Below are 16,772 nucleotides of genomic sequence, written 5' to 3' on the forward strand. Positions count from 1 at the left end.
TTTTATGTTGCGTTGGTTGACTGCCGGAGAATCCCATGGTCCGGCCCTGGTCGGAATTATCGAAGGCGTCCCCGCAGGTGTTGAACTCACCAGCGACCGGATCGTCGAAGCGCTGGCCCGCCGGCGCCTCGGTTACGGCCGCGGCGCCCGGATGAAGTTCGAACAGGACGCGGTGACGGTCCTGGGCGGTGTGCGCCATGGCCTGACCCAGGGCGGCCCCGTCGCGATCCAGGTCGGCAACACCGAGTGGCCCAAATGGGAGCAGATCATGTCTGCGGACCCGGTGGACCCCGAGGCCCTCGCGGACCAGGCCCGCAACGCACCGCTGACCCGGCCTCGGCCGGGCCACGCCGACTTCACCGGCATGCAGAAGTACGGCTTTGACGAGGCCCGCCCGGTCCTGGAGCGCGCCAGCGCCCGGGAGACCGCCACCCGCGTGGCCCTGGGCGCCGTCGCTTCCGCGTTCCTCAATCAGCTCGGCATCGAACTCGTCTCCCACACGGTGTCCATTGCCAGCGTTTCCGTCCCGGAGGGCCGGCCGCTGCCGCTGCCGGACAACGTGCTGGCCCTCGACGCCGACCCGCTGCGCTGTTTCGACCGCGAGACCTCGGACGCCATGGTCGCGGAGGTGGACATGGCGCACAAGGAAGGCGAAACCCTCGGCGGCGTCGTCGAAGTCCTCGCCTACGGCCTGCCCCCCGGATTGGGCAGCTACGTCCACTGGGACCGGCGCCTCGACTCGCGCCTCGCTGCCGCCCTAATGGGCATCCAGGCAATCAAGGGCGTGGAGGTCGGCGACGGCTTCCTCACCGCTGCGCGTCGCGGCTCGGCTGCCCATGATGAAATCGTCAAGGACGCCGACGGCAGGATCATCCGCACGTCCAACCGGGCCGGCGGCATCGAAGGTGGCATGAGCATCGGCGACGTGCTCCGCGTCCGCGCCGCCATGAAGCCGATCGCGACGGTGCCGCGCGCGCTCAAGACTGTCGACATCAGCACCGGCGAGGCCGCCAAGGCACACCACCAGCGCTCGGACGTCTGTGCGGTCCCGGCCGCCGGCGTGGTGGCGGAGGCCATGGTGGCGCTGGTCCTCGCCGAAGCGGTCACGGAAAAGTTCGGCGGCGACTCCGTGCAGGAGACCGCCCGCAACATCAAGGGTTACCTGGACAACATTCCGGCGTCCCTGGACTCGATCGGGCACTAGTGCCGGGTCGTCACGCAGCGCGTAAGTCACTGGACCGCCCGGTCGCCCTGATCGGCCCGATGGCGGTCGGCAAGTCCGCTATCGGGCAGCAGCTCGCCCAGCAGCTCGGCGCCCGCTTCGTCGACACCGACGTCGAAGTGGTCGCCCAGCACGGCACCATCGCGGACATTTTCGCCTGCCGCGGCGAAAACGCGTTCCGCGAACTGGAAGCCCGGGCCGTCGCCAAGGCGATCGAGGAGGCCGCAGGCACCAACACCGCAGGCACCAACACCGTCATCTCCCTCGGCGGCGGGGCTGTGCTGGACTCCGGAACGCAGCAGCTGCTGGCCAGCTGCACCGTGGTCTACCTCGAATGCGATGCCGACACCGTCTCCGAGCGGATTGCCCGGAACTCCGGGCGTCCCCTCCTGGCAGGCGACGCGATGGAACGCTGGCGGACGCTGTTCGCCACCCGCCAGCCGGTCTATGAACGCCTCGCGGACCTGACCCTCGATGTCCGGAGCGGTTCCGTCCAGGAGCTCGCACGCCGGCTTGAAGATGCGCTGGAGCAGCTCGCCGCCGCCCCAACCGCGGCAACGCGCACCCCCGCAGCCACAAGGAAAGTTGAAAAGTGAGCACCGAATCAACCGTCATCAAAGTCACCGGACACGCTCCGGCGGAGAACTACGACGTCGTCGTCGGCCGCGGATTGCTGGCTAACCTGCCCGGGCTGCTGGGGGAGCGCGTCAAGCGCGTCCTCGTCGTCCACCCGCGCGCCCTGCGGCTCACCGGTGACGCCGCCCGCGAGGAGCTCGCCACCGCCGGCTTCACGGCGCTGACGGCCGAAATTCCGGACGCCGAAGAAGGCAAGCACATCGAGGTGGCCTCGTTCTGCTGGCAGGTGCTGGGCCAGAACGACTTCACCCGCTCGGACGCAATCGTCGCCGTCGGCGGGGGAGCGGTGACCGACCTCGCCGGCTTCGTCGCGGCGACCTGGCTGCGCGGCGTGAAGGTCATCCACATGCCCACGAGCCTGCTCGGCATGGTGGACGCCGCCGTCGGCGGCAAGACCGGCATCAATACCGCCGAGGGGAAGAACCTGGTGGGCGTCTTCCACCCGCCGGCGGGCGTCCTCGCCGACCTGGACACGCTGGACACGCTGCCGAAGAACGAGATGATCTCCGGCATGGCCGAGGTCATCAAGTGCGGCTTCATCGCCGACCCGGCCATCCTCGACCTGATTGAAAAGGACCCCGCCGCGGTGTCGGACCCGCGCTCCGAAACGGTGCGCGAACTGATCGAACGCGCCATCGCGGTCAAGGCCCGGGTCGTGTCCGAGGACTTGAAGGAAACCGGGCAGCGCGAGATCCTCAACTACGGCCACACCCTGGGCCACGCGATTGAACTCGCCGAACGCTACTCCTGGCGGCACGGCGCCGCCGTCTCGGTGGGCATGATGTTCGCCGCGGAACTGGCCCGCAGCGTCGGCCGGCTCAGCGACGCCGACGCCGACCGGCACCGGAGCATCCTGGAGAGCCTCGGTCTGCCCATCACCTACCGGCGCGACCGCTGGCAGGCGTTGCTGGACGGCATGCGGCGGGACAAGAAGTCCCGCGGCGACCTGCTGCGCTTCGTGGTGCTCGACGGCGTCGGGCGCCCGGGCATCCTGGACGTGCCGGACACCTCGCTGCTCTTCGCGGCGTACCAGGAAATCGCGTCCTGATGATCAGCGACAGCGGTGGCACCAGCGAGTGGCCCGACGGCGGGTTCCCCGGCATCCGGATCAACCCGGAAACCCTCATGCCGCAGGTGGTCAACGGGGAAGCCTGCGCCGCGGCGCTGGCCGCCTCAACGGACGACACGGACCTGATCTTCGTGCGCCTCGTGGAAGGGCACCCGGGCGAGGCCGCCGAGCTGCTCGCCGAGGCCCGGTACAAGGACCCGGATTCGTTCCGGCTGCGGATGTTCGAGGCGGAAGTCCTGCGGGTGTCGCACCGCTTCGACCGCGCCGTAGAGCTTTACCGCCAGCTCCTCGCCGAAGCCCAGGGCACTCCCGACGAGGCCGTGGTCCGGCAGCACCTTGGCCGGTCCTACTTCGCCGCCGGCAACATCGCCGCCGCCGTCGAGTCCTTCGCCAAGGCGCTGGACCTGCGGGTGGCGGGCTCGGCTGATGCCGCGCTGATCTACTCCTCGACCGTGGCGCTGCAGCGCGCCCGGGACGTGCTTGACCTGGCCTGCTAAGGGCCGTTCCTGGCCCGTCCGGCAGCGCACCGGCAAAACCGGTAGAATGGTTTTTGGATTTTTGATAAATACGCGCTGGCGGGCCGGATCGGCATGCCTGCCTGGCATAAGCGGCTGGCGGCTAGAACCAGTCAACAAAGAAACCTGAGGATACTGTGGCAACCACTAACGACATCAAGAACGGAACCGTGCTGAAGCTTGAGGGCCAGCTTTGGAACATCATCGAGTTCCAGCACGTCAAGCCCGGCAAGGGCGGCGCTTTCGTCCGCACCAAGATGCGCAACGTGATGTCCGGCAAGGTCGTCGACAAGACCTTCAACGCCGGGCTCAAGATCGAGACCGCCACGGTTGACCGCCGCGACTACCAGTACCTGTACCAGGACGGGGCCGACTTCGTGTTCATGGACACCTCGGACTTCGACCAGCTCACCGTGTCCGCCGCTACCGTCGGCGACGCCACCAACTTCATGCTCGAGAACCAGATGGTCAACATCGCCATCCACGAGGGCAACCCGCTTTACATCGAACTGCCGCCGAGCGTCGTGCTGGAAATCACCTACACCGAGCCGGGCCTGCAGGGCGACCGCTCCTCGGCCGGCACCAAGCCCGCGACCCTCGAGACCGGCTACGAGATCCAGGTGCCGCTGTTCGTCGAGAACAACACCAAGGTCAAGGTCGACACCCGCGACGGCAGCTACCTTGGCCGGGTCAACGACTAGTGAGTGCACGCGGTAAGGCCCGTAACCGGGCCCTGGATGTTCTCTTCGAGGCGGAGCAGCGCTCCGTCTCCGCATTCGATGTGCTGCGTTCCCGTCGTGAACAGACGGATCAGATCATCAACCCCTACACCCTGGAAATCGTTGAGGGGGTCGTGTCCCACCAGGCCGCGATCGACGAATTCCTCGAAACCTACTCGCAGGGCTGGTCGCTGGAGCGGATGCCCTCGGTAGACCGCATCATCCTGCGGATCGGGACCTGGGAACTGCTCTACAACGACGACGTTCCCGACGGCGTCGCCGTGAGCGAGGCCGTGGCGCTGGCCAAGACGCTGTCCACGGACGAGTCGCCGTCGTTCATCAACGGCCTGCTGGGCCGCCTGCAGCAGCTGAAGCCCTCGCTGCTGGCCTGATGGCCGTTCCATAAAGGGCCGGTGCCCGCCCCACGGCGGACACCGGCCCTTGGCGTATCACGGCCCGCTTTCCCTCTAGGCTTGCCCTCCGGGGGTTAGCGCAGCACGGCGTCGCGCAAGGCCAGGATCTCGCCGAGCTGGTGCTGTTCGTCAAGCTGATGCGCCGCCACGTCCCGGCCGCTGAGGATCCGCTGCCGGATGATGGCCAGCCGGGTGGCGGCCTGCAGGAAAGCCTTCATCTGCGGGGCCCGGCCGATCGACCTGGCCCAGCGCAGGGCCGAGCGGCGCCCGGCGGGAGTCGCCAGCATGGCTACCTCCTGGCCGGTGAACCAGCCGGCCGCCGCGTACTCCTGCAGCCGTTGGCGGGTCAGCCGGCGTTCCGCCACGCGCAGCAGCACCACGACCAGGACGGCGAGCAGGAAGATCGGCACCTGGACCAGGATGTACTGCGCCAGGAAATTCTGGCCCATTGAGTTCCAGCCGCTATGCAGCAACATGGCGGGGACCAGGCCCACCGGGAAGGCGAGCAGCGTCAGGCCGGAGTGCCAGCGCCGCGCCGCGAAGCCCAGGATAAGCCCGGTCGTGCCGGTGAAAATGGCATGCGCGAACGGGGACATCACGCCGCGCAGGAAGAACACGACCGCCAGGTCCGTGCCCGGAGTGCTGGACTCGGCGATGGCCCGGCCGAAGTACAGGATGTTCTCGGTGAAAGCGAAACCGCCGGCAACCGTGAACGCAAAGACGACGCCGTCGACCGGACCGTCGAATTGTTTGCGCGCGAAGAGCAGGAGCAGCAAGAGACCGAGTGACTTCGCGAATTCCTCCACCACCGGGGCCTGTACCGTGACGGCGAACGTCCGGTAGTCCAGCCCGGACGCGGGACCCGCGGCGAGCGAGAAGAACGGTTGGATCAGCATCGTCACGGCAATCGAAACGAGCGCGCCCCACGCGAACGCGAAGAACAGCAGCCGTTTCGGTTCGGGCTCCCAGCGGTCAATGTAGCGGACGGCCAGCAGGACCGAGCTGAGCGGCAGCAGCGACGCGATGAAGCCCACGACGAAGCCGCCCGGCCCGGTGTTCTCCAGCACGAACGGCAGCACCAGGAACAGGCTCACAAAGGCGAGAACCGCGCCGCCCAGCACGAGGGCCGCCATACCCGCAGAGGCCCGCGCACGGGGTGCCGCGGCGTAGGCTGCCGGCAGTACCGGATGGCGCTGCGCCGGAGCCTGCGCTGACGTCTGCGCCGGCAGCGGTGCCTGCCCGAAGCCCGGCGCCGGGCGGTAGTTCTCCGGCTGGACCTGGCCCATCCAGCTTGGGTTCGCCTGCTGCGGCTGCCGGGTCGCTCCGGGCGGCTGCCGGGCGGGGGGAGGATCGAAGCTCGTCATGCCATGAGCCTAAGCCGCGCGCCGCCGGGCGGCCCAATACGGCCCGTGCCGGTGTGACGCACGCCGCCTGCTCCGGGGCCGGGAGGCGGCGGCCCGTGTGGTAATTTGAAAGAGCAAATGATCCTTTTTTAATTCCGTCCCGTGAGGCGGGGAAAGGGGAGACGAGCGTTGACTTCTGTTCCAGAAGCACCGGTTCCGGCCAAGGTCCAGCTCAGCAGGGTTGTCCTCAACCAGGCTGACATCGACCGTGCACTCACTCGTATCGCCCATGAAATTCTTGAGTCCAACAAGGGCTCCCAGGACCTGGTCCTGCTGGGCATCCCGCGGCGGGGCTATCCGCTCGCCGTCCGGCTCGCCGCCAAGATTGCCGCCGCCGATCCCAACGTGGACCCGGCCGCGATCGTGGGCCAGTTGGACGTCACCATGTTCCGCGACGACCTCTCGCACCAGCCGACCCGGCCCCCGTACCCCACCCAGTTGCCCCGCACCGGGATCGACAACAAGGTAGTGGTGCTGATCGACGACGTCCTCTACTCCGGCCGTACCATCCGCGCCGCGCTGGACGCGATCATCGACCTGGGCCGTCCCCGGATCGTCCGGCTGGCCGTCCTGATCGACCGCGGCCACCGGGAGCTGCCCATCCGCGCCGACCACGTCGGCAAGAACCTCCCCACCTCCTCCGCGGAGAAGGTCCGCGTCCGGCTGGAAGAAACCGACTCAACCGACGGCGAAGCCGTGAACGAAGTTGTTATCGAGGCCACCGCATGAAGCACCTGCTCTCCACCGAAGACCTCAGCTACGCCAACGCCATCCGCATCCTCGACACCGCCGAAGAGATGGCCGCGGTGGGGGAGCGCGAGGTCAAGAAGCTGCCGGCGCTGCGCGGCCGCACCGTGGTCAACCTTTTCTTCGAGGACTCCACCCGCACCCGCATCTCCTTCGAAGCAGCCGCCAAACGGCTCTCCGCGGACGTCATCAACTTCGCCGCGAAGGGTTCCTCCGTCTCCAAGGGCGAATCCCTCAAGGACACCGCCCAGACGCTCGCCGCCATGGGCGCCGACGCCGTCGTCATCCGGCACTGGGCCTCCGGTGCCCCGCACCGGCTGGCGGCGACCGACTGGATCGACGCCGCCGTCATCAACGCCGGCGACGGCACCCATGAGCACCCCACCCAGGCGCTGCTGGACGCCTTCACCATGCGCCGGCACTGGTCGCAGCTCGCCGGCAGCCCGTCCGCCGGCGCGGACCTGAAAGGCATGCGCGTCGCGATCGCCGGCGACGTGCTGCACTCCCGCGTGGCCCGTTCCAACGTCTGGCTGCTGCGCACCCTGGGGGCGGAAGTCACCCTCGTGGCCCCGCCCACGCTGCTGCCCATCGGCGTCGAAGAGTGGCCCTGCACGGTCAGCTACGACCTCGACGAGACCCTCGCCCGGGGCGTTGACGCGATGATGATGCTGCGCGTACAGGGCGAGCGGATGAACGCTTCGTTCTTCCCGACCACCCGCGAGTACTCACGGCGCTGGGGCCTCGACGACAACCGCCTCCGCGCCCTCGACAGCCTGGGCCTGAAGGACACGATCATCATGCACCCCGGTCCGATGAACCGCGGGCTGGAAATTTCCTCGGCCGCCGCCGACTCGCCCCGCTCCACCGTGCTGGCACAGGTGCGCAACGGCGTGTCGATCCGGATGGCCGCACTGTACCTGCTGCTCTCCGGGGACACCCGCGAACCAGCAACCTCCACTGCCGCCTATTCCAAGGAGAGCCACTGATGTCATCACAGCAACAGGACACAGGCAGCACCGGCGCCTACCTCATCCGGGGAGCCTCGATCCTCGGCGGGGCCGCTGAAGACCTGCTGATCCGCGACGGCGTCATCGCAGCCCGCGGCCTGGACCTCGACGCCGGGAACGCAACAGTCATCGATGCCACCGGCCTCGTCGCCCTGCCCGGCATGGTGGACATCCACACCCACCTGCGCGAGCCCGGCCGTGAGGACGCCGAAACGGTCGAGACCGGCACCCGCGCCGCAGCCCTGGGCGGTTACACCGCCGTGCACGCGATGGCCAACAGCACGCCCGTGGCGGACACCGCCGGTGTCGTCGAGCAGGTCCTCACCCTGGGCCGCACAGCCGGCTGGGTGGACGTCCGCCCGGTCGGTGCCGTCACCGTCGGCCTGGCCGGCGAGCAGCTCGCCGAGCTCGGCGCCATGGCCGACTCCCGCGCCCGGGTCCGGGTCTTTTCCGACGACGGCATCTGCGTCAGCGACCCCGTGCTGATGCGCCGTGCCCTCGAATACGTCAAGGCGTTCGACGGCGTCGTCGCCCAGCACGCGCAGGAGCCCCGCCTCACCGCGGGAGCGCAGATGAACGAGGGCGTCGTCTCCGCGGTCCTCGGCCTCACCGGCTGGCCCGCCGTCGCCGAGGAGAGCATCATCGCCCGCGACGTCCTGCTCGCCCAGCACGTCGGATCCCGGCTGCACGTCTGCCATGTCTCCACCGCGGGCTCGGTGGAAATCGTGCGCTGGGCCAAATCACGCGGCATCAACGTCACTGCCGAGGTCACGCCGCACCACCTGTGGCTGACCGACGAGCTGGTCCGCAGCTACGACCCGGTCTACAAGGTCAACCCGCCGCTGCGCACCGACGAGGACGTCCAGGCCCTGCGCGCCGCCCTGGCGGACGGCACAATCGACGTCGTCGGCACCGACCACGCCCCGCACCCGAGCGAACACAAGGAATGCGAATGGGCGCAGGCCGCGATGGGCATGACCGGGCTGGAAACCGCCCTGTCGGTGGTGCAGCACACCATGATCGAGACCGGGCTGATGACGTGGGCCGACTTCGCCCGCGTGACCTCCACCACGCCTGCCGCGATCGGCCGGCTGGAGGACCAGGGCCGGCCGCTGGAGACCGGTGAACCCGCCAACGTCATACTCGTGGACCCGGCTGCGCGCTGGACCGTGGACCCTTCTAAGATGGCAACCATGGGCCGTAACTCTCCGTTTGCCGGCCGGGAACTCCCGGGCAAGGTGGTGGCCACCTTCTTCAAGGGTCATCCGACCGTCCTGGACGGGGAACTCAACACCCCGTACCGGTGGCTCCCCGACAGCACAGACGTCCCGGACACGGCGGTCCGCCCCTGATGGTCAAGGAACTCTCCCTGCTCTTCACGCTGGTCCTGATCGGCGTCGCGCTGGTCCTGATCTGGATCGGCTGGCGCAATCGGCTGCGACGCCAGGCCGACGTCGATCCGCTCCCGGCCGTTCCCGCCGAACTGGGCGGAACGCTGGCAGCCGCCGAGGGCCAGTACGTCGCCTCCACCACCGCCGGCGACTGGCTGGACCGGATCGCCGTCCACCAGTTGGGCCTGCGCACCAACGCCGAACTCAGCGTCCACCCCGAAGGCGTGTTGTTCGACCGCTCCGGCGCCGCCCCCGTGTTCATCCCGGCCGCCAGCCTCACCGGCGTCCGGCAGGAAAGCGGCATGGCCGGGAAGTTCGTCGAAAAGGACGGTCTCCTGGTGCTCAGCTGGATGCTCGGCGCCAAGGAGCTGGACACCGGCTTCCGCACCCGTCGGGCCGAGGACAAGGCCCTGCTCCTGTCCACCCTCCAAGATTTGATCTCCGCAGCCCCTCAGGCAGAAGCCGATAGTGGAAAGTAACGACGTGACAGACTCCCACGCAGTGTCAGAGACAGCAGTGTCAGAGACAGCAGTGTCAGAAGCAGCAGTGTCAGCAACAGAAGTGATTGAAGAAACAGTGACAGCAAACGACTCTGCACCCGCTGCAGCAGCCTCCACCCCCGCCGTGCTCGTGCTCGAAGACGGCCGGATCTTCCGCGGCCGCAGCTACGGTGCCACCGGCACCGCGCTGGGCGAGGCGGTCTTCGCGACCGGCATGACCGGCTACCAGGAAACCATCACCGACCCGTCCTACGCCCGCCAGCTGGTGGTGCAGACCGCGCCGCACATCGGCAACACCGGTGTGAACAAGGACGACGCCGAATCCCGCCGCATCTGGGTGGCCGGCTACATCGTCCGCGACGCCGCACGCCGCGCGTCGAACTGGCGCTCGGAGCGCAGCCTCGACGAGGAACTCGTCGACCAGGGCATCGTGGGAATCCAGGGCGTCGACACCCGCGCCATCACCCGGCACCTGCGCGAACACAAGACCATGCGCGCCGGGATTTTCTCCGGCGAGGCCGCCGGCGCCACGGACAAGGAGCTGGTGGACACCGTGCTGGCCAGCGCGCCGATGGAAGGCTCCCGGCTGGCTGAGGAAGTCAGCGTTGACGAGGCGTACACCGTCGAGCCCGCCGACTGGGGCTGGGAGGGCGAGCCGCGGTTCAGCATCGCCGCGATCGACCTTGGCATCAAGCGCATGACCCCGATCCGCTTCGCCGAACGCGGCGTCCGGGTCCACGTCCTGCCGGCCACCGCCACGCTCGAAGACGTCAAAGCCGTCAACCCCGACGGCGTCTTCATGTCCAACGGCCCCGGCGACCCCGCCACCGCCGACAGCCAGGTAAACCTGCTGCGCTCCGTTCTGGACGCCAAGCTGCCCTACTTCGGCATCTGCTTCGGCAACCAGATCCTGGGCCGCGCCCTCGGCTTCGGCACCTACAAGCTCCGCTACGGCCACCGCGGCATCAACCAGCCCGTCATGGACCGCCGCACCGGCAAGGTCGAAATCACCTCGCAGAACCACGGCTTCGCCGTCGACGCCCCGCTCGAAGGCGCCACCCAGGCTCCGGAGGAGCGCTTCGGCCGCGTCGAGGTCAGCCACGTCAGCCTCAACGACGACGTCGTCGAGGGCCTGTACTGCCTCGACATTCCCGCCTTCTCGGTCCAGTACCACCCCGAGGCGGCTTCCGGCCCGCACGACGCCGCCTACCTCTTCGACCGCTTCATCGAGCTGATGGCGGACACCAAGAACGCCGACACCAAGACTGCCGACACCAAGACTGCCACCGACTCCAAGACTGAGGACAAGAAGTAATGCCCAAGAGAACTGACCTTAAGAGCGTCCTGGTCATCGGTTCCGGCCCGATCGTCATCGGCCAGGCGGCCGAATTCGACTACTCCGGCACCCAGGCACTGCGCGTCCTCAAGGAGGAAGGCCTGCGCGTCATCCTCGTCAACTCCAACCCGGCCACGATCATGACCGACCCGGAGTTCGCCGACGCCACGTACATCGAGCCGATCACGCCCGAGGTGGTCGAGAAGATCATCGCCAAGGAACGCCCGGACGCACTGCTGCCCACCCTGGGCGGCCAGACCGCACTGAACACGGCGATCGCCCTGGACAAGAACGGTGTGCTGGAGAAGTACAACGTCGAGCTGATCGGCGCCAACATCGCCGCGATCGAGCTCGGTGAGGACCGCGAGAAGTTCAAGGGCGTCGTGGAGCGCTGCGGCGCCGAGTCCGCGCGCAGCCACATCATCCACAGCATGGACGAGGCCCTCACCGCGGCCCAGGACCTGGGCTACCCGATGGTGGTCCGGCCCTCCTTCACGATGGGCGGCCTCGGCTCCGGCCTGGCCTACAACGAGCAGGACCTGCGCCGGATCGTCGGCCAGGGCCTGCAGTACAGCCCCACGTCCGAGGTGCTGCTCGAAGAGAGCATCCTCGGGTGGAAGGAATACGAACTCGAGATGATGCGGGACAAGAACGACAACGTCGTAGTGGTCTGCTCCATCGAGAACTTCGACCCGGTGGGCGTGCACACCGGCGACTCCATCACCGTCGCCCCGGCGCTGACCCTGACGGACCGTGAGTACCAGCGGCTGCGCGACATCTCGATCGCCGTCATCCGCGAAGTCGGCGTCGACACCGGAGGCTGCAACATCCAGTTCGCCGTCGAGCCGGACACCGGCCGCGTCGTGGTGATCGAGATGAACCCCCGCGTCTCCCGCTCCTCGGCCCTGGCCTCCAAGGCCACCGGCTTCGCGATCGCCAAGATCGCCACCAAGCTCTCGCTCGGCTACACCCTGGACGAGATCCCGAACGACATCACGCAGAAGACGCCGGCCTCCTTCGAGCCGACCCTCGACTACGTTGTCGTCAAGGTCCCGCGCTTCGCCTTCGAGAAGTTCCCCGCCGCGGACTCCACGCTGACCACCACCATGAAGTCGGTGGGCGAGGCCATGGCCATGGGCCGGAACTTCACCGAGGCGCTGCAGAAGGCGCTGCGGTCCCTGGAACAGAAGGGCTCCCAGCTGGACTTCAGCCCGGTCCCGGAATGGGAAGTCCCGGAACTGATCGAGAAGGCCAAGCGCCCCAGCACCGAACGCCTGCACCAGGTCCAGCGCGCGCTGCTCGGCGGCGCCACCCTGGAACAGCTGTTCGAGGCCACCAAGATCGACCCTTGGTACTTGGACCAGCTCCAGCTGCTGAACGAGATCTCGCAGGAAATCCGCCACTCCACCGCCCTGACCCAGGAGATGCTGCAGCGCGCCAAGCGGCACGGCTTCTCCGACGCGCAGATCGGGGCCCTGACGCACAACTCCGAGGACGTCGTCCGCGGCGTCCGGCAGGCCCTCGGCATCCGCCCGGTCTACAAGACCGTGGACACCTGCGCCGCGGAGTTCGCCGCGTACACGCCGTACCACTACTCGTCCTACGACGAGGAGGACGAGGTGGCGCTGCACGCCAAGCCGTCCATCATCATCCTCGGCTCCGGGCCGAACCGGATCGGCCAGGGCATCGAGTTTGACTACTCCTGCGTGCATGCCTCGATGGCGCTGCGCAAGGCCGGTTACGAGACCGTGATGGTCAACTGCAACCCGGAGACTGTCTCCACCGACTACGACGTCTCCACCCGGCTCTACTTCGAACCGCTCACCCTCGAGGACGTCCTCGAGGTCATTGCAGCCGAAGAGCGGACCGGCGGTGTGATGGGCGTGTTCGTCCAGCTCGGCGGCCAGACCCCGCTCAAGCTCGCCCAGCAGCTCGCCGACGCCGGCGTGCCGATCCTCGGCACTTCCCCGGAGGCCATCGACCTGGCCGAGCACCGCGGCGCCTTCTCCCGGGTGCTTGATGAGGCCGGGCTGATCTCCCCGAAGAACGGCACCGCCGTCTCCTTCGAGGACGCCAAGAAGATCGCCGACGAGATCGGCTACCCGGTCCTGGTCCGCCCGTCCTACGTGCTCGGCGGCCGCGGCATGGAGATCGTCTACGACGAAGCGAACCTCTCCCGCTACATCGCCAACGCCACCGAAATCACCCCGGACCACCCGGTGCTGATTGACCGCTTCCTCGAGGACGCCGTCGAGATCGACGTCGACGCCCTCTACGACGGGAAGGACATGTACCTCGGCGGCATCATGGAACACATCGAGGAAGCTGGAATCCACTCCGGCGACTCCGCCTGCGTGCTGCCCCCGATCACCCTGGGCAACAACGTGATCGACCGGGTCCGGACCGCCACACGGGCCATCGCCGAAGGCGTCGGCGTCCGCGGCCTGATCAACATCCAGTTCGCCCTCGCCTCCGACGTGCTCTACGTGCTCGAGGCCAACCCGCGCGCCTCCCGCACCGTGCCCTTCGTCTCCAAGGCGACGGGTGTGCAGATGGCCAAGGCGGCAGCACTGATCGGCACCGGCGTCACCATCAACCAGCTCCGCACTGCCTACAAAATGCTGCCGGAATCCGGCGACGGCTCCACGCTGCCGCTGGACGCCCCGGTGGCGGTCAAGGAAGCGGTGCTGCCGTTCAGCCGCTTCCGCACCCTTGAGGGCAAGGTGGTGGACTCCCTGCTTGGCCCGGAAATGCGCTCCACCGGCGAGGTCATGGGCATCGACAAGCACTTCGACACGGCCTTCGCCAAGAGCCAGGCCGCGGCCAACAACGCGCTGCCCACCGAGGGCAAGGTCTTCGTCTCGGTCGCCAACCGGGACAAGCGCGCCGTCATCATGGCCGTCAAGCGCCTCTCCGACCTCGGCTTCGAGATCGTCTCCACCGGCGGCACCGCCGACGTGCTGCGCCGCAACGGCCTGCAGGCCACCACGGTCCGCAAGGTCGCCGAGGGCTCCAGCGCCGAGGGTGAAGGCACCATCGCGGACCTGATCATCGCCGGCGAAATCGACATGGTCTTCAACACCCCGTCCGGCGGCGAAGCCCGCGGCGACGGCTACGAAATCCGTGCCGCAGCCACGTCGATCGGCATCCCGTGCATCACCACGGTGGCCGAGTTCAACGCCGCCGTCCAGGCCATTGAGGCGATGCGGACCTACGAGTGGTCCGTTACCAGCCTGCAGGAGCACGCCGCGGCCCTGGCTGCTTCACAGGAGCGGGTCGCGCAGGAAGCGAAAGCGCATGCCTGAGGCTGCCACAGCTGAGACGTCCGTCCGGGAGTCCTTTGGCTCCCGGCTCGGCCGGGCCATGGCGGAGCGCGGCCCGCTCTGCGTGGGCATCGACCCGCATCCGGCGCTGTTGGAGCGCTGGGGCCTGAACGACGACGTCGCCGGGCTGGAGCGCTTCTCGCTCACAGTGCTCGAGGCCGTGGCCCCGCTCGCTGCCGCGGTGAAACCGCAGGTGGCGCTGTATGAACGCCACGGCTCGGCCGGGATGGCTGTGCTGGAACGAACCCTGGCAGGGTGCGCGGAGGCGGGCGTGCTCAGCATCGCCGACGCCAAGCGCGGCGACATCGGCTCCACCATGGCCGCCTACGCCGACGCCTGGCTGCGGGACGGCTCGGGCCTGGCCGCGGACTCGGTGACGTTGAGCCCCTACCTCGGCTTCGAATCGCTCCGGCCGGCGCTTGACCTCGCGGCGGAGTCCGGGCGCGGCGTCTTCGTCCTGGCGCTGACGTCCAACCCGGAGGGCGCCTCCGTGCAGCATGTCGGTGGCGCGGACTCGGTGGCGCGGCGGATTGCCCGGGCCGCCGCCGCGGAGAACCGGCGGTACGGTGTTGAGCAGGGCGACGGGAAACTGGGCTCCGTCGGACTCGTCGTGGGCGCGACCGTTGGCTCCGCGCTGGCGGACCTTGACCTGGACCTGTCGGCGGTACGCGGCCCGATCCTGGCGCCGGGGCTGGGCGCGCAGGGGGCCACGGCCGCCGATCTGCGGAGCACCTTCGGCAGCGCTTACGGTCAGGTGCTTGGCACCTCAAGCCGGGACATCCTCGGCGCCGGGCCGCAGCCTGCAGGGCTCCGGGACGCCGCGCAGCGCACGCTCGACGAACTCCGCGCAGCCTAGGCCTTCCCGGCTCGGCGGAAAACCGCCCGCGGGGACGGCTTTGCGGGTTTGCTGCGTCGGTTGGTCGCAGAAGGCCGCTGTGGCGACAGCATTGCGGCCGTCTGTGGCGAACGGAGGCGCTGCCGTCCCGCCAGCCTGTCCGCCAGGCCCCGCAGCCACATCTCCGGCGTGCTGGGCCCGGGCTGAACCCCACGTCCGCCGCCTGGCTCCAATGGCGTCGGCCGCAGGTTTAGCGCCGGACGCGATCCATTGCTTTCCGGCGACTTCAGACTGTAAGTTCAGGACAAGTCCGCGGTACCGGCCGGGGCGCTGTCTGCGGCCCGTCTCACGGTCACGTCTGACCAGGACGTTTGCGTGGGCCGTTTGCGTGGGCCCGGCTGACAATGCAGGGAGGACCTCAGTGAGCTTGCGACCCCTCACGCCGCAGGAGCGTGCCGACGCCCTGCACAAGGCCGCCGCGGCCAGGCTGGCCCGGGCGGCCGCGAAGGAGCGGCTGAAGTCGGGGGAACTGTCGATCGCGGAACTGCTCAGCGCGGGGGAGACGGACGAAGCGATCGCCCGGATGCGGGTCGTGGAGCTGCTGGAAGCGCTGCCGGGAATCGGGCGCGTACGGGCCGCGGCGATCATGGACCGGTTCGGCATCGCAGCCTCCCGGCGGGTTCGTGGCCTGGGAATCCACCAGCGCCGGGCGCTGGTAGATTTTATAGACGAGAAATAGCTTGGCCCGCCGAGCTTCCACCACCGCCCAAAGGAATACGTGAGCAAGAAACCCGGACTGACAGTCCTCGCCGGTCCGACGGCTGTCGGCAAAGGCACCGTGTCCACCTATATTCGGGACAACTATCCCGAGGTCTGGCTTTCAGTGTCGGCAACCACCCGCCCGCCGCGGCCCGGTGAGATCGATGGTGTGCATTACTACTTCAAGTCCAAGGAAGAGTTTGATGCCCTCATCGCGGCAGGGGAACTCCTGGAGTGGGCTGTGGTGCACGGACAAAATACTTACGGCACCCTCAAGAGCACTGTAGACGCGGCGATTGCTGAGGGTCGCTCGGTGCTTTTGGAGATTGATCTGCAGGGCGCACGCCAGGTGAAGCAGGCCGTCCCGGACGCGCAATTCGTCTTCCTCGCCCCGCCAAGCTGGGAAGAATTGGTGCGCCGCCTGGTGGGCCGCGGCACTGAATCCGCCGAGGAACAGCAGCGACGGCTGGAAACCGGTAAAGTAGAACTAGCCGCTGAACCGGAGTTCGATCACACAGTCATCAATGATGACGTACGTCGGGCAGCGGATGAGCTTGTTTCACTCATGGGGCTAACGCCGCACCCGCACTAACCGCAGGGTCGGATTGGCCCGTTAGAATTTGGAGAATTCGTGTCCACGAACCTTGAAGGCATCATCAACCCGCCGATCGACGAGCTGCTGAAGGCTGCCGATTCGAAGTACGGACTGGTGATTTTCGGTGCCAAGCGCGCCCGGCAGATCAACGCCTACTACGCCCAGCTGCACGAGGGCCTGTTCGAGTACGTCGGCCCGCTGGTCGACACCAAGCTGAACGAAAAGTCGCTTTCCATCGCCCTGCGCGAAATCAACGAAGGCAAGCTCGTTTCCACGCCGATCGAAGCCGCCGCAGAGTAATA

General features: G+C 68.0%; 17 protein-coding genes. 16 read left to right on the forward strand and 1 reads right to left on the reverse strand.

Going from position 1 to position 16,772, the window contains the following annotated elements; all coding sequences use genetic code 11:
* The first annotated feature begins 4 nt into the window (after positions 1 to 4).
* The 6 genes from aroC (at position 5) to nusB (ending at position 4,553) form a co-directional block, all read left to right on the forward strand.
* A complete protein-coding gene (gene aroC, locus AB4Y91_RS06915) occupies positions 5 to 1,204 on the forward strand; it encodes a chorismate synthase (RefSeq protein WP_441417708.1) in 1,200 nt (399 codons plus the stop codon).
* A 59-nt stretch (positions 1,205 to 1,263) separates the two neighbouring features.
* The gene (locus tag AB4Y91_RS06920; protein ID WP_441417881.1) at positions 1,264 to 1,818 is read left to right on the forward strand and encodes a shikimate kinase; all 555 of its coding nucleotides are present in this window, start codon (positions 1,264 to 1,266) and stop codon (positions 1,816 to 1,818) included.
* Positions 1,815 to 2,906 carry a 3-dehydroquinate synthase gene (aroB, locus tag AB4Y91_RS06925; RefSeq protein WP_441417709.1) on the forward strand — a complete coding sequence of 364 codons (1,092 nt, stop codon included), beginning with the start codon at positions 1,815 to 1,817 and terminating at the stop codon, positions 2,904 to 2,906. The genes AB4Y91_RS06920 and aroB overlap by 4 nt, the downstream gene beginning before the upstream one ends.
* Entirely contained in the window at positions 2,906 to 3,424 is a 519-nt protein-coding gene (locus tag AB4Y91_RS06930) for a tetratricopeptide repeat protein (RefSeq protein ID WP_441417710.1), read from the forward strand. Before aroB ends, AB4Y91_RS06930 begins: the two co-directional genes overlap by 1 nt.
* 155 nt (positions 3,425 to 3,579) lie before the next feature.
* Positions 3,580 to 4,143 (forward strand): elongation factor P, encoded by a 564-nt coding sequence (gene efp, locus AB4Y91_RS06935; RefSeq protein ID WP_018773146.1) that lies wholly within the window; start codon positions 3,580 to 3,582, stop codon positions 4,141 to 4,143.
* Positions 4,143 to 4,553: a transcription antitermination factor NusB gene (nusB, locus tag AB4Y91_RS06940; protein WP_441417711.1), complete on the forward strand. Its 411-nt coding sequence runs from the start codon at positions 4,143 to 4,145 to the stop codon at positions 4,551 to 4,553. Before efp ends, nusB begins: the two co-directional genes overlap by 1 nt.
* A gap of 95 nt (positions 4,554 to 4,648) precedes the next feature.
* Here nusB and AB4Y91_RS06945 read toward each other — a convergent pair whose 3' ends face one another.
* Positions 4,649 to 5,938: a PrsW family intramembrane metalloprotease gene (locus tag AB4Y91_RS06945; RefSeq protein ID WP_441417712.1), complete on the reverse strand. Its 1,290-nt coding sequence runs from the start codon at positions 5,936 to 5,938 to the stop codon at positions 4,649 to 4,651.
* Between the two features lie 168 nt (positions 5,939 to 6,106).
* Here AB4Y91_RS06945 and pyrR point away from each other — a divergent pair, with 168 nt between their 5' ends.
* The 10 genes from pyrR (at position 6,107) to rpoZ (ending at position 16,770) form a co-directional block, all read left to right on the forward strand.
* On the forward strand, positions 6,107 to 6,706 hold the full coding sequence (gene pyrR, locus AB4Y91_RS06950) for a bifunctional pyr operon transcriptional regulator/uracil phosphoribosyltransferase PyrR (RefSeq protein WP_441417713.1): 600 nt from the start codon (positions 6,107 to 6,109) through the stop codon (positions 6,704 to 6,706).
* Positions 6,703 to 7,710, forward strand: a complete 1,008-nt coding sequence (locus tag AB4Y91_RS06955; RefSeq protein WP_441417714.1) for an aspartate carbamoyltransferase catalytic subunit — start codon at positions 6,703 to 6,705, stop codon at positions 7,708 to 7,710. Before pyrR ends, AB4Y91_RS06955 begins: the two co-directional genes overlap by 4 nt.
* The gene (locus AB4Y91_RS06960) at positions 7,710 to 9,083 is read left to right on the forward strand and encodes a dihydroorotase (RefSeq protein WP_441417715.1); all 1,374 of its coding nucleotides are present in this window, start codon (positions 7,710 to 7,712) and stop codon (positions 9,081 to 9,083) included. The genes AB4Y91_RS06955 and AB4Y91_RS06960 overlap by 1 nt, the downstream gene beginning before the upstream one ends.
* Positions 9,083 to 9,601: a PH-like domain-containing protein gene (locus AB4Y91_RS06965; RefSeq protein WP_441417716.1), complete on the forward strand. Its 519-nt coding sequence runs from the start codon at positions 9,083 to 9,085 to the stop codon at positions 9,599 to 9,601. Before AB4Y91_RS06960 ends, AB4Y91_RS06965 begins: the two co-directional genes overlap by 1 nt.
* Positions 9,602 to 9,698: 97 nt before the next feature.
* Complete coding sequence (gene carA / locus AB4Y91_RS06970) at positions 9,699 to 10,937, forward strand: glutamine-hydrolyzing carbamoyl-phosphate synthase small subunit (RefSeq protein WP_441417717.1); 1,239 nt, start codon at positions 9,699 to 9,701, stop codon at positions 10,935 to 10,937.
* Complete coding sequence (gene carB / locus AB4Y91_RS06975) at positions 10,937 to 14,263, forward strand: carbamoyl-phosphate synthase large subunit (protein WP_441417718.1); 3,327 nt, start codon at positions 10,937 to 10,939, stop codon at positions 14,261 to 14,263. Before carA ends, carB begins: the two co-directional genes overlap by 1 nt.
* Positions 14,256 to 15,137: an orotidine-5'-phosphate decarboxylase gene (pyrF, locus tag AB4Y91_RS06980; protein WP_441417719.1), complete on the forward strand. Its 882-nt coding sequence runs from the start codon at positions 14,256 to 14,258 to the stop codon at positions 15,135 to 15,137. Before carB ends, pyrF begins: the two co-directional genes overlap by 8 nt.
* 400 nt (positions 15,138 to 15,537) lie before the next feature.
* Positions 15,538 to 15,855 carry an integration host factor, actinobacterial type gene (mihF, locus tag AB4Y91_RS06985; protein ID WP_441417720.1) on the forward strand — a complete coding sequence of 106 codons (318 nt, stop codon included), beginning with the start codon at positions 15,538 to 15,540 and terminating at the stop codon, positions 15,853 to 15,855.
* 39 nt (positions 15,856 to 15,894) lie between these two features.
* Positions 15,895 to 16,467, forward strand: a complete 573-nt coding sequence (gene gmk / locus AB4Y91_RS06990) for a guanylate kinase (RefSeq protein WP_441417721.1) — start codon at positions 15,895 to 15,897, stop codon at positions 16,465 to 16,467.
* Positions 16,468 to 16,506: 39 nt separating this feature from the next.
* A complete protein-coding gene (rpoZ, locus tag AB4Y91_RS06995) occupies positions 16,507 to 16,770 on the forward strand; it encodes a DNA-directed RNA polymerase subunit omega (RefSeq protein ID WP_138769242.1) in 264 nt (87 codons plus the stop codon).
* The last annotated feature ends 2 nt before the right edge of the window (positions 16,771 to 16,772 follow it).

Origin of the sequence: Arthrobacter sp. YAF16 (assembly GCF_052113385.1) — a bacterium.
Classification (GTDB): Bacteria; Actinomycetota; Actinomycetes; order Actinomycetales; family Micrococcaceae; genus Arthrobacter.

Coding starts and splice junctions, on each gene's coding strand:
- aroC (WP_441417708.1), top strand. CDS start 5: ATGTTGCGTTGGTTGACTGCCGGAGAATCCCATGGTCCGGCCCTGGTC.
- AB4Y91_RS06920 (WP_441417881.1), top strand. CDS start 1,264: ATGGCGGTCGGCAAGTCCGCTATCGGGCAGCAGCTCGCCCAGCAGCTC.
- AB4Y91_RS06930 (WP_441417710.1), top strand. CDS start 2,906: ATGATCAGCGACAGCGGTGGCACCAGCGAGTGGCCCGACGGCGGGTTC.
- AB4Y91_RS06945 (WP_441417712.1), bottom strand. CDS start 5,938: ATGACGAGCTTCGATCCTCCCCCCGCCCGGCAGCCGCCCGGAGCGACC.
- AB4Y91_RS06955 (WP_441417714.1), top strand. CDS start 6,703: ATGAAGCACCTGCTCTCCACCGAAGACCTCAGCTACGCCAACGCCATC.
- AB4Y91_RS06960 (WP_441417715.1), top strand. CDS start 7,710: ATGTCATCACAGCAACAGGACACAGGCAGCACCGGCGCCTACCTCATC.
- AB4Y91_RS06965 (WP_441417716.1), top strand. CDS start 9,083: ATGGTCAAGGAACTCTCCCTGCTCTTCACGCTGGTCCTGATCGGCGTC.
- carB (WP_441417718.1), top strand. CDS start 10,937: ATGCCCAAGAGAACTGACCTTAAGAGCGTCCTGGTCATCGGTTCCGGC.
- pyrF (WP_441417719.1), top strand. CDS start 14,256: ATGCCTGAGGCTGCCACAGCTGAGACGTCCGTCCGGGAGTCCTTTGGC.